Origin of the sequence: Roseovarius sp. MMSF_3281 (genome assembly GCF_030733685.1) — a bacterium.
Classification (GTDB): Bacteria; Pseudomonadota; Alphaproteobacteria; order Rhodobacterales; family Rhodobacteraceae; genus Roseovarius.
In genome coordinates this window covers 1-11,951 of sequence record NZ_JASHIM010000042.1, presented here as the reverse complement: position 1 = coordinate 11,951, position 11,951 = coordinate 1, and the positions used below count along the sequence as shown (strand labels likewise).

General features: G+C 64.2%; 10 protein-coding genes. 6 read left to right on the top strand and 4 right to left on the bottom strand.

The window, feature by feature from the left end; genetic code table 11:
* Positions 1–82 precede the first annotated feature (82 nt).
* Positions 83–1,282 (bottom strand): DegT/DnrJ/EryC1/StrS aminotransferase family protein, encoded by a 1,200-nt coding sequence (locus tag RBB32_RS20810; protein ID WP_306155608.1) that lies wholly within the window; start codon positions 1,280–1,282, stop codon positions 83–85.
* Positions 1,283–1,385: 103 nt separating this feature from the next.
* Entirely contained in the window at positions 1,386–2,051 is a 666-nt protein-coding gene (locus RBB32_RS20805) for an HAD-IA family hydrolase (RefSeq protein WP_306155607.1), read from the bottom strand.
* 140 nt (positions 2,052–2,191) lie between these two features.
* On the opposite strand from RBB32_RS20805, the gene glmU reads away from it, so the two are divergent.
* Complete coding sequence (glmU, locus tag RBB32_RS20800; RefSeq protein ID WP_306155606.1) at positions 2,192–3,547, top strand: bifunctional UDP-N-acetylglucosamine diphosphorylase/glucosamine-1-phosphate N-acetyltransferase GlmU; 1,356 nt, start codon at positions 2,192–2,194, stop codon at positions 3,545–3,547.
* Positions 3,547–5,370 (top strand): glutamine--fructose-6-phosphate transaminase (isomerizing), encoded by a 1,824-nt coding sequence (gene glmS, locus RBB32_RS20795; protein ID WP_306155604.1) that lies wholly within the window; start codon positions 3,547–3,549, stop codon positions 5,368–5,370. The genes glmU and glmS overlap by 1 nt, the downstream gene beginning before the upstream one ends.
* A gap of 9 nt (positions 5,371–5,379) precedes the next feature.
* Here the strand turns inward: glmS and RBB32_RS20790 are convergent, their stop codons facing one another.
* The gene (locus RBB32_RS20790; RefSeq protein ID WP_306155602.1) at positions 5,380–5,898 is read right to left on the bottom strand and encodes a hypothetical protein; all 519 of its coding nucleotides are present in this window, start codon (positions 5,896–5,898) and stop codon (positions 5,380–5,382) included.
* Between the two features lie 87 nt (positions 5,899–5,985).
* Between RBB32_RS20790 and moaA the strand changes: the two genes are divergently transcribed.
* The 3 genes from moaA to RBB32_RS20775 are packed head-to-tail and all read left to right on the top strand — an operon-like array spanning position 5,986 to position 9,351.
* The gene (gene moaA / locus RBB32_RS20785) at positions 5,986–6,993 is read left to right on the top strand and encodes a GTP 3',8-cyclase MoaA (RefSeq protein ID WP_306155600.1); all 1,008 of its coding nucleotides are present in this window, start codon (positions 5,986–5,988) and stop codon (positions 6,991–6,993) included.
* Entirely contained in the window at positions 6,993–8,279 is a 1,287-nt protein-coding gene (locus RBB32_RS20780) for a 3-deoxy-D-manno-octulosonic acid transferase (protein ID WP_306155598.1), read from the top strand. Before moaA ends, RBB32_RS20780 begins: the two co-directional genes overlap by 1 nt.
* Before the next feature lie 31 nt (positions 8,280–8,310).
* The gene (locus RBB32_RS20775) at positions 8,311–9,351 is read left to right on the top strand and encodes a glycosyltransferase family 4 protein (RefSeq protein ID WP_306155596.1); all 1,041 of its coding nucleotides are present in this window, start codon (positions 8,311–8,313) and stop codon (positions 9,349–9,351) included.
* A gap of 70 nt (positions 9,352–9,421) precedes the next feature.
* Here RBB32_RS20775 and RBB32_RS20770 read toward each other — a convergent pair whose 3' ends face one another.
* Positions 9,422–10,588 (bottom strand): M20 aminoacylase family protein, encoded by a 1,167-nt coding sequence (locus RBB32_RS20770; RefSeq protein WP_306155610.1) that lies wholly within the window; start codon positions 10,586–10,588, stop codon positions 9,422–9,424.
* Between the two features lie 275 nt (positions 10,589–10,863).
* On the opposite strand from RBB32_RS20770, the gene RBB32_RS20765 reads away from it, so the two are divergent.
* On the top strand, positions 10,864–11,951 hold a 1,088-nt coding region (locus tag RBB32_RS20765; protein WP_306155594.1), incomplete at its 3' end, for a peptide ABC transporter substrate-binding protein.

Genomic DNA, 11,951 nt, shown 5'->3' with positions numbered 1-11,951 from the left:
TCAGCCAACCTGAACAACACACTTGCCCGGGGGAGGCGTTGAAAATCGTGATTTTCAACGTTGGGGGCAGCGCCCCCAATCCCTACGCGCCCTGCCCCTGGTAAACCGCGCCCACCTCGGCCCGGACAATCCGCGCAATCTGCGCGCAATCCTCAAGGCTGAAGGTCAACGGCAGGCGCATGTCCAGAATGCCACGCAAGATCCGGTCGCTCTTGGGCATCCGCTCGCTCGGGGCATAGCGCCAACTGTCATAGCGGCTGGTAAAGCCCGCGGGCTCCGCCCCGCCGAACCATTTCAACTCGACACCGCGTTTCAAACAGCGCGAGACCACCTCGCCAATCGCGCCATCGTCCCAGTCCAAAAGCAAAAACTGGATCGACGAGCCAACGAATGTCTCCTCGTCCGGCCGCTCGACCACCTGCAAACCGGGCGTCCCGCGCAAACCGTCTTCGACCACCGCGTAACGGTCGTTCCACGCGGCACATTGCGCATCCAGCCGCGCCAGCTGCGGCCGCAGAATCGCCGCCCGCAAATGGTCCATCCGGCCCGAGACATTCGGCGTTTCATACTTCACCCGCTCGAACACCTCCGCCGGCGGCACCGTGCCGTTGCGGCCATAAAGCATGTATGACCCCGACAGGATCGTCGCCTTGGCGGCGATCTCATCGTCGTCAGTGACCAGGAAACCGCCCTCGCCCGAATTCATGTGCTTATAGGTCTGCGTCGAATAGCACCCCACAAGGCCCCACCGGCCCGAAGCGCGCCCCTTCCAAGCCGCCCCCATGGTATGCGCGCAATCCTCGATCACCGTGATGTCCGCGCCCTCGCAAACCTCCATCAGGCGCTCCATGTCGCACAGATGGCCGCGCATGTGGCTCAGCATCAGGATACTGGCCTCGCCCGCCTTTGCAGCCAGGTCATCAAGATCAATGGTCAGGCCCTCGGTAACGCCGACGAAAACGGGAACCGCGCCGACACTGGCGATCGCCCCCGGCACCGGGGCCAGCGTAAAGGCATTGGTCAGCACCTTGTCGCCGGGTTTGACCCCCATCGCCCGCAGGGCCGTGGCCATGGCATAGCCGCCCGAGGCCACGGCCAGCGCGTATGTTGCGCCGGTATAGTCCGCGAATTCGCGCTCCAGCAGCCCGACCTCGCCCGGTTCGTCGCCCACAAGGTTATAGCGGTGCAACCGCCCGCTGCGCATCACCTCCAGCGCCGCCTCGATCCCCTCGTCGGGGATCGGCTCCTGCTGGGTGAAATTGCCTTTGAATATCTCGCTCATGGGGATGTTTTGCGGCGCGCGGGGGGCTGGCGTCAAATCTTTTTGGGCAGGCACCGGCGCTATTCATGAAACCCGAAACTCTACTGCACGGTTTTTAAAGGCCTTACCCAATCAAGCCGCGCACCACATCGCGCAACTCGTCATAGTTCGCGATCATCGCCTCGGGCTGCAATGCGGCCACGCCTTCACCATCCGGCCCGAATGTCACCAGGACCGAAGGCACCCCCGCGGCGCGGCTGGTCTCGCGGTCGGTCACGGTGTCGCCCACAAGCAATGATCGTGCCGGATCGCCCCCGGCGCGGCGCACCGCCTCGCGCAAGGGTTCCGGGTCCGGTTTGCGTACCGGCAGGGTATCGGCCCCGATCAGCGCGCCAAAACTGTCCAGAACCCCCAGCCGGGTCATCAGCAAACGCGCCAGCGCTTCGGGTTTATTGGTGCAGATGGCAACTTTGTAGTTGGCCCCGCGCAGCGCCTCCACCGCCTCGATCGCACCGGGATAAAGTGCTGTGTGGGTATCAATCGCCGCCGCGTAAGCCTCCAAAAGCAGGGGGTAGTTCCGCTCGACCTCCGCCGCGTCATCGGCACGGCCCAGGCGCTGCAGCCCCAAGGTCAGCATCGCGCGCCCGCCACGAAAGGCGGTCCCCGCATCGCGCACCGGGTCCAGCAGGTCGCCCGCGCCCATGTCCCTAAAACAGGCATTCGCCGCCGCGATCAAATCGCCGCTGGTGTCGGCCAATGTCCCGTCGAGATCAAAAACAACCGTCCGCATTTTTCACGCTCTCCTGCCTCAAACGGGCATTTTTCCGCCCATACCTGTCACAAACCGAAATCTGGTTTGATCCATTGCCACCTTGCACAGCATGGGCAACCCGATAAAACGGGCAGAACTGGAATACAAAGAGAAACCGCATGAGCACAGCGCTGATCCTCCTTGCCGCAGGCCAAGGCACCCGCATGAAATCAGACCTGCCCAAGGTGCTGCATCAGGTCGCCGGCGCGCCGCTTCTGGTGCATGCCATGAAGGCGGGCGCCGTGCTGGCGCCGGATCATACCGTGGTTGTCGCCGGTCACGGGGCCGAAGCGGTCAGCAAAGCCGCCCAAGCCCATGACGAAACAGCACAAATCGCCATCCAGTCCAAGCAGAAGGGCACCGCCCATGCCGTGGCCCAAGCCGCCCCGCTGCTTGAGGGATACCAGGGCGACGCCATCGTGCTTTACGGTGACACGCCGTTTATTCAGCCCGAAACCCTGACCCGCATGGCCGAGGCCCGCAAGGCGCATGATGTCGTGGTCCTGGGGTTCGAGGCCGCCGATCCGGGGCGCTATGGCCGCTTGAAGATGTCTGGCCAAACCCTTGAAGCCATTGTTGAATTCAAAGACGCATCCGAAGATGAACGCGCCATCACCTTCTGCAATTCCGGTGTCATCTGCGCTGCGGCCCCCCTGCTGTTCGACCTGATCTCGAAGGTGGGCAATGCCAATGCCAGCGGCGAGTATTACCTGACCGACATCGTTGGCCTCGCCCGTGCCGCGGGGCTATCGGCCACCGCGATCGCCTGCGATGAATCTGAAACGATGGGGGTCAATTCCCGCGCCGAACTGGCCCGCGCCGAGGCCGCCTTTCAGGCCCGCGCCCGGGCCGAAGCCTTGGAAAACGGCGTCACCCTCACCTGCCCCGAAACCGTGCATTTCGCCCATGATACCCATCTTGGCCGCGACACGGTGGTTGATCAGAACGTGGTCTTCGGCCCCGGCGTCACCGTCGAATCCGGCGCCCATATCCGGGCCTTTTCGCATCTCGAAGGCTGTCACGTGGCGCGCGGCGCGGTGGTGGGGCCATATGCCCGGCTACGGCCCGGCACCGAACTGGCCGAAAACACCCGCATCGGCAACTTCGTGGAAACCAAGAACGCGGTGATCGACGCGGGCGCCAAGGTCAACCACCTCAGCTATATCGGCGACGCCCACCTGGGCGAAGAAACCAACATCGGCGCGGGCACCATCACCTGCAACTACGACGGCGTGATGAAGCATCACACCGAGGTGGGCAAACGGGTGTTCATCGGCTCCAACACCATGCTTGTGGCCCCGGTGAAAGTGGGCGACGAGGCGATGACGGCCTCCGGGTCGGTGATCACCAAACACGTGGCCGACGGCGCCTTGGCGCTGGCCCGCGCGACCCAGGTTGAAAAACCGGGCATGGCGCGCAAATTGTTCGAAATTCTAAAGTCTAAAAAGGCAAAACGCGATAAAGGGGCAGGATAATGTGCGGTATTGTAGGTGTCTTGGGCAAACACGAAGCCTCGCCCATCCTTGTCGAGGCCCTCAAACGGCTGGAATATCGCGGCTATGACAGCGCCGGGATCGCCACGCTGAACGATGGCCGCCTCGACCGCCGCCGCGCCGTGGGCAAACTGATCAACCTGTCGGACCTTCTGGTGCATGAACCCCTGCCCGGCAAAGCCGGTATCGGGCACACCCGCTGGGCCACCCATGGCGCGCCGACGCTGGGCAACACCCACCCGCATCGCGCCGGGCCGGTGGCCGTCGTGCATAACGGCATCATCGAGAATTACCGCGATTTGCGCGCCGACCTGAAAGAACAGGGCATCGGGTTCGATACCGATACCGACACCGAAACCGTGGCCCTGCTCACCCGGCTTTACCTTGACAAGGGCCTGCCCCCCGTGGAGGCGGCCAAGGCCACGATCGACCGCCTCGAAGGGGCCTATGCCCTGGCCTTCCTGTTCGATGGCGAACCCGACCTGATGATCGCCGCCCGCAAGGGCAGCCCGCTGGCCATCGGCCATGGCGAAAGCGAGATGTACGTCGGCTCCGATGCCATTGCCCTTGCCCCCTTCACCGATCGCATCACCTATCTTGAAGAGGGCGATATCGCGGTGCTCAGCCGCACATCGCTTGCCATCACCGATGCCAACGGCGAATTGGCCAACCGCGAGGTCCGCACCATTCAAATCGACAGCACACAGGTCGACAAGGGCGGGCACAAACACTTCATGGCCAAGGAAATCGCCGAACAGCCCGCGGTGATCGGCGACGCCCTGAGCCATTACCTGACAGAAGATGGGCGCGACGTGGTGCTGCCCGGTGCAGACCTCGATTTCAGCCAGTTCGACCGCATGACAATGGTGGCCTGCGGCACGGCCTATTACGCCTGCCTGACCGCCAAGTACTGGTTCGAACAACTGGCCGAAATGCCGGTCGAGGTCGATATCGCCTCGGAATTCCGCTATCGCGAACCGCCCATTCCCGCCCGCACCGGCGCGCTTTTCGTCAGCCAATCGGGCGAAACCGCCGATACGCTGGCCGCCATGCGCTATTGCGACGGGCGCGCCGCCAAGGTGCTGTCGGTGGTCAACGTGGCCGAAAGCTCCATCGCCCGCGAAAGCGACGTGGCCCTGCCCATCCTTGCCGGAACGGAAATCGGCGTGGCCTCGACCAAGGCCTTCACCTGCCAGTTGACCGTGCTTCTGCTGCTGGCGCTGAAAGCGGCCAAGGATCGTGGCACCCGCACGCCCGAGGAACTGGCCGATGCGCTTTCCAACCTGCGCGGATTGCCTGCCATCATCAACCACGCGCTGGAACTTGACCCGGCCTTCAAAACCGCCGCGCGACAGTTGGCCGAGGCCGACAATGCGCTGTTCCTGGGCCGTGGGCTGATGTATCCCCTCGCCCTCGAAGGCGCGCTTAAACTCAAGGAAATCAGCTATATACATGCCGAAGCTTATGCATCTGGCGAGCTAAAGCACGGCCCCATTGCCCTGATCGACAAGAAAATGCCGGTCGTGGTGATGGCGCCCTGTGACGCGCTTTTCGACAAGACCGTATCGAACATGCAGGAGGTCATGGCCCGTGGCGGCAAGGTCATGCTGATCACCGACCGCGCCGGGGCCGAGGCCGCCAATGATGGTGTCTGGACCCATGTCACCATGCCCGAGGTGGACCCGATCCTGACCCCCATCCTCTATGCCCTGCCGGCACAGCTTCTGGCCTATCACACGGCGGTCGCCAAAGGCACCGATGCCGACCAGCCGCGCAATCTCGCGAAATCGGTGACTGTGGAATAAGCGCCGGGATCAGTTGAGGCGATAAACCTTGACCTCGGGCAATTCCGTCAAGCCCACCCCCAAAAGCCGCATGGCCGCCAGCGAAAGCTGGCTGCCCGCGCCGCGCGGCGCATCCAGCGGGATCAACTCGACCGCGATCGTCGCTCCGCTGGCCGGGTCATCCACCCGGCCCTTGCCCGGCGTGGTGACCAGCGGCGTTTTCATCCAGATTCCCGGCTGACCCGGGGCACCAAGCGAGGCAATCGTTTTCCCCAGAAGCTTGGCCTGCGTTTCGCCGCGCGCGGTTTCCACCGCGGCCGCGCGCTCTTCTTGCGTGGTCGTGTCAAAGGCCTCGGCCGTACGCGCCCCTGCCGGCGGTGCGGCCCCAAGGCCATTGGGCCGAACTTGTGGCCGCGCCTGCCCTTCCGACGGGGTCAAAACCTCGACATCGCGGCCCGACCGGCCCTCGATACTGTCAAAAAGTCCCCCCCCGGGGGCACAGGCGGCCAAAGGCATGGCCAGAATGGCTATCGTGAATCCACGTTTCATGAAGATTACCGTAAACCCGTACCATGCGCCCTGCAACGACCAAGATCGTACTTGCCCCGCCTTGGGCAAAGCCTTACCTTTTTGCCCATGACAGCACCTCTTATTGATCCATTCCAGCGCGCGATCTCTTATCTGCGCGTCTCCGTCACCGACCGCTGCGATTTCCGCTGCGTCTACTGCATGTCGGAAAACATGACCTTCCTTCCCAAGAAGGAACTGCTGACGCTCGAAGAACTGGATCGCATGTGTTCAACCTTCGTTGGCATGGGCGTGGAGAAACTGCGGATTACGGGGGGCGAACCCTTGGTGCGCAAGGGCATCATGACGTTTTTCAATTCCATGACCCGGCACCTCGATTCGGGCGACCTCAAGGAACTGACCCTGACCACTAACGGCAGTCAGCTTGAGCGTTTCGCCGACGATCTTTACGCCGCCGGGGTGCGGCGGGTGAATATCTCGCTTGATACGCTGGACGAGAAGAAATTCGCCGACATCACCCGTTGGGGCCGCCTGCCGCAGGTGATCAAGGGAATTGATGCCGCCCAACGCGCGGGCCTGCGGGTCAAGATCAACACCGTGGCGCTCAAGGGCTTCAACGAAGAGGAACTCTTCACCCTCGTTGAATGGTGTAAAAACCGTGACATGGACCTGACGTTCATCGAGGTGATGCCGATGGGCGATATCGGCAATGAAGATCGTCTCGATCAATACTGGAAGCTCACCGACCTGCGCGCGCGGCTGGCCGAAAACTACACTCTGACCGACCTGCCCGAACGCACAGGCGGCCCGGCGCGCTATGTCAAACTTGAAGAAACCGAACAAAAAATCGGCTTCATCACGCCGCTTTCCCATAATTTCTGTGAATCCTGCAACCGCGTGCGCCTCACCTGCACCGGTGAGCTTTACATGTGCCTCGGCCAGGAAGACATGGCCGATCTGCGCGCGCCGCTGCGCAATAACCCCGGCAATGACGCCCCGCTTGAGGACGCCATTCGCGCCGCCATCGCGCTCAAGCCCAAGGGGCATGACTTCGATTATTCCCGGCAAACGGTCGATGGCCGCATGACCCGGCACATGAGCCACACCGGCGGCTGATGTCCGGGCCGGCCGTGCCCTTGCCGGTGCGCCTTTACGGCGTGGCCGCCAACCTGATCGCGCCGCTGGCCTACCGCCGCGTCCGCGCCAAGCTTGCGGCCCAAGGCACCCCCGCCGCGCGGGTCAGGGAACGCTTGGGCCGGGCAACATTGGCCCGTCCCGAAGGTCGCCTTTTGTGGTTTCACGCCGCCTCGGTGGGCGAAAGCCTCTCGGTCCTGCACCTGATCGAGGAGATGGGCAGGCAACACCCCGATCTGTCGTTTCTCATCACCTCCGGCACCGCCACCTCGGCGCAGATCGTCGGCAACCGCCTGCCGCCGCGCACGCAACACCAATTCGCGCCCCTCGATTCCCGTCGCGCCGTGGCCCGCTTTCTGGATCACTGGCGCCCCGAGGCCGGCGTTTTCGTGGAAAGCGAGCTTTGGCCCAACATGCTGCGCGGGGCCAAGGCGCACGGGCTGCCCCTTGCCCTCGTCAATGCGCGGATTTCCGACAATTCCGCCCGCAACTGGAAGCGGCTTGCCAAAACCGCGCACCATCTTCTGGGTCATTTCACCCTGATCCACTGTCAGGACACCCGCACCGCCCGCCATTTCCACGAGATCGGCATCACCCATGCCGCGCCGGGCGTGAACCTCAAATCCCTCTCCGGTGCGCTGCCCCATGACACGGGCGAACTCACCCGCCTGCAAGACCTGATCGGCCCCCGCCCCCTCTGGCTTGCCGCCTCCACCCATCCGGGCGAAGACGAGGTGATGATCGAGGCCCACAAGACCCTTCTGAAAGACCACCCCGAGGCACTGCTGATCCTCGTGCCGCGCCACCCCGAACGCGCCGATAAGATCGAGGCGCAACTCTCCGAGGCAGGCCTCGACACCGCCCGCCGCTCCACCGGCATGCCGCTTGAGGCCAAAACCCAAACCTACCTTGCCGATACCCTGGGCGAGATGGGCCTTTGGTACGCACTTGCGCCCATCACCTGCCTTTGCGGCTCCTTCACACCGGTCGGCGGCCATAACCCTTACGAGCCCGCCCATGCCGGCTCCGCCCTCTTGCACGGCCCGCTTTATGCCAATTTTTCCGAGACTTACGCCGATCTTGCCACCCAAGGGGCCGCGACCGAAGTCACCGACGCCACGGCGCTTGCCCAGGCCCTGCACCACCTGCTGACCGACGCCCAAGCCCTCGACACGGCCCGCGACCAAAGCCGCGCCTTCGCCGCCGCACAGGCCGACGCGCTGCACGACGTGGCCGAAACCCTTTCCAAGGCGCTGTGGCTCGGCTAAGCACAGGGCACACAACACCAAGGCCCACCCCGTGCCCGAGCTGATCGTCACCAATTTCAACCGCAATTTCACCGGGGTTTCGGCCACCGCGGCGGGGGTCATCCGACAGCAAGTGCAGCACTACGAGCTTACGCTTGCGGGTCACCCCCTGCCCGGCTGCCCCGACCCGATCGGCAAACGCGCGGCCTTTCGCCTATCGCGCACGCCGCCGCAAAACCGCCCCTTCACCATCTGGCATGTGCGCCGCAACACCGAAATGCGCGCCGCGCTCTGGGCGCGCGACGTGCTGCGCCTGCCGGTGAAAATCGTCTTCACCTCCGCCGCCCAGCGCCGCCATTCGGCCTTTCCCCGCTGGCTGATCTCGAAAATGGACGCGGTAATCGCCACCACCGAGCGCGCGGCAACCTTTGTCCCCCACGTCCGCGCCGTCGTCCCCCATGGCGTCGATTGCACCCGCTTCACCCCGGCCACCAACCGCGCCGCCGCTTGGGCCGCCACGGGATATTCCGGCACGCGCGGCATCGCCACCATCGGCCGCATCCGCCCCGAAAAAGGCACCGACCGCTTTGTCGATGCGATGCTCGCCTACCTGCCGACCGCCCCCGATGTCACCGCCCTCGTCATCGGCCGCGCCGCGAAATCCGATCAGGGCTTTCTGACCGACCTCAAACAGAAAATCGCCACTGCCGGCCTTGGCGACCGCATCCTTTTCCCCGGCGAAATCGCCCCCGACGACCTGCCCACGCTGACCCGCGCGCTTTCTGCCGTGGTGCAACTGCCCCGCTACGAAGGCTACGGTATGACCCCGCTCGAAGGCATGGCCAGCGGCGTGCCCTTCGTCGCCACCGACGCGGGCTATTACCGGCACTTCTCCCAGAACGGCACCACCGGGATCATCACGCCCGAGGATGACGCGCAAGCCACCGCACAGGCGCTGACCACCCTCCTTTCAAACGACCGCCACGAAAAAATGGCCCGGGCCGCCCGCCACGCCGCCGAAACCCTCTTCAGCATCAAGGCCGAGGCGCAGGGCATAGCGCAGGTCTACGAGGCCCTCTGGAGCACCTCATAACCCTTCATCTTTCCTGAAAATACTCCGGGGGAATCGCCCGCAGGGCGATGGGGGCAGCGCCCCCCAAAGCTTACCCGCCCAAAGGCATCCGCTGCTCGGCAATTCCCGCCCACCAGCTACAGCCCGAGGGGATCACCTCGTCGTTGAAGTTATACTCGGGGTGATGAACCATGGCCGTGTCGCCATTGCCCACAAGGATATAGGCCCCGGGCCGCTCTTCCAGCATAAAGGCGAAATCCTCGCCCCCCATGACCAAGGGCGCCTCATCGCATTGCCCGCTGATCGTTTTGGCCACCTCAGCGGCAAACGCGGTCGGCTCCTCGTGGTTCACCATCACCGGGTAATTGCGCTGGTAATCAAGGGAAATCTCGCCCCCCATGGCCGTGCCCAGATGCGCGCAGATCGCGCCCATTCGCTCTTCGACCAAATCGCGCACCTCCGGGCTCAGTGTCCGCACCGTGCCCATCAGGTCCACGCCCTGCGGGATCACGTTGAAGGCCTTCGATGTGGTCTCCATCGAGGTGACCGAGACAACCAATTGCTGCGTCGGATCGGCATTGCGGCTGGCGATGCTTTGCAAGGCAGTGACCAGTTGCGCGGTCATCACCACAGGGTCCACCGTGTCATGCGGTTTGGCGGCATGGCCGCCGCGCCCGCGCACCTCGATCTTGAACAGGTCCGTGGCGGCGAAAAACGGCCCCGGGCGGATCGCGAACTGCCCTTCCGGCATACCCGGCCAATTGTGCATGCCATAGACTTCCTGCACGCCAAAGCGCTCCATCAACCCGTCGTTGCACATCTCGCGGCCGCCGCCGCCGCCTTCTTCGGCAGGTTGGAAAATCACCACCACGGTACCGTCGAAATTGCGGGTCTCGGCCAGGTACTGCGCCGCCCCCAGTAGCATCGCGGTATGCCCGTCATGGCCACAGGCATGCATCGCACCGGGCGTTTCGCTGGCATAGTCTACGCCGGTGGCCTCGTGGATCGGCAGCGCATCCATATCCGCACGCAGCCCAATCACCTTGCCCGATCCGGTCTCGCGTCCCTTTATGACGCCCACAACCCCGGTGCGCCCGATGCCGGTGACCACCTCGTCACAGCCGAATGCCTGCAGCTTCTCGGCCACAAGCGCGCTGGTCCGGTGGGTTTCAAAAAGGATTTCGGGGTGGCGGTGAATATCCTGCCGCCACGCGGTGATATCCTCATGCAGTTCGGCAAAGCGGTTTTTCACGGGCATCGCATCGGTCCTATGCTTGGGTTCGGGATTGGGATTGGCTCTCGCCCTCAACCTGACGGCTTTGGCGCGAAATTCAACGTCAATTTGCACCGGGTCAAGGCGATCCCCGAAACCGCCCGTTACCATGGGTTGCATTCTTGACGGGTTTTCGATGAACTACCGGCCCGAATGGCGGGCCATTTGCCCGCGTCGCGGTCTTGTTTCTTGTTCTGCCCGGTTCATCGCACCCCTCGGCTTGACGGACATCAGGCCGACACAAGGACCAGGAGGTCACCATGCCAACCCCAGGCAGCAGCACAAGAGGCATCCTCCCCCGCCCCGGTCCGTGGCTGATCGCACTTTGCTTGACGCTTCTGACCGCAAGTACCGGCATGGCCGATACGCTGCGCCTGCGCAACTGGCAGGCCCCTGCCACGCTCAATCCCTATCTGTCCGCCGGGGCCAAGGATGTCGAGGCCGCGAGCCTCGTGTTGGAGCCACTGGCCCGCACCGGCCCCGACGGGGCCTTGATCCCATGGCTTGCCCGCACCATCCCCACCCGGCAAAACGGCGGGCTGGGCGCCGATGGCACCTCCATCACCTGGCAGTTGCGCGAAGGGCTGACATGGTCCGATGGCACAGCGCTGACATCGGCGGATGTGAAATTCACATGGCAGTATTGCATGGCCCCCGGCGCGGGCTGCGCGCAGGCGATGAAGTTCGACGGGGTGACACGCATCGACACCCCCGATGCCCAAACCGTCACCCTGCATTTCGACGCCCCGCGCCCGATGCCCTATCAGGCCTTCGTCGGCCCGCAATCCCCGGTGCTTCAAAAGGCGCAATTCGCGGGCTGCCTTGGCCCAAAGGCCCAAGAATGCAGCGCCCGGAACAGCACCCCCATCGGCACCGGCCCCTTCGTGGTCTCCGGTTTTAAACCCGGAAGCCTCGCACGGTTCACGGCCAACCCCGGCTACCGCACCTCCGGTCAGCCACGGTTTGACCGGGTGATCCTGCAAGGCGGCGGTGACGCCTCGGGCGCGGCCCGCGCCGTGCTGCAAACCGGCGAGGCGGATTTCGCCACGAACCTGCAGCTTCCCCCCGAGGTGCTCAAGGCGATGCAGGCAAGCGGGCGCGGCAGGTTGCTCACCGCCTTTGGCCCGCTGTTGGAACGGATGGTCTTCAACCTCACCGATCCCGACCCGGCGCTCGGGGCCGCCCGCTCCACCCGGGCACAGCACCACCCGATCCTGTCGGACCAAAGGGTGCGCCGGGCCCTCATGCTGGCCCTTGACCGGCGCGCGCTTATCGATCTGGGTTATGGCCCGGCGGGGCGCGTGACCTGTGCGCTCATCCCCGCCCCCGCCCGCTTTGCCCCGCCACA

Coding starts and splice junctions, on each gene's coding strand:
- RBB32_RS20790 (WP_306155602.1), bottom strand. CDS start 5,898: ATGAAACGTGGATTCACGATAGCCATTCTGGCCATGCCTTTGGCCGCC.
- RBB32_RS20780 (WP_306155598.1), top strand. CDS start 6,993: ATGTCCGGGCCGGCCGTGCCCTTGCCGGTGCGCCTTTACGGCGTGGCC.
- RBB32_RS20770 (WP_306155610.1), bottom strand. CDS start 10,588: ATGCCCGTGAAAAACCGCTTTGCCGAACTGCATGAGGATATCACCGCG.
- moaA (WP_306155600.1), top strand. CDS start 5,986: ATGACAGCACCTCTTATTGATCCATTCCAGCGCGCGATCTCTTATCTG.
- glmU (WP_306155606.1), top strand. CDS start 2,192: ATGAGCACAGCGCTGATCCTCCTTGCCGCAGGCCAAGGCACCCGCATG.
- RBB32_RS20810 (WP_306155608.1), bottom strand. CDS start 1,282: ATGAGCGAGATATTCAAAGGCAATTTCACCCAGCAGGAGCCGATCCCC.
- glmS (WP_306155604.1), top strand. CDS start 3,547: ATGTGCGGTATTGTAGGTGTCTTGGGCAAACACGAAGCCTCGCCCATC.
- RBB32_RS20805 (WP_306155607.1), bottom strand. CDS start 2,051: ATGCGGACGGTTGTTTTTGATCTCGACGGGACATTGGCCGACACCAGC.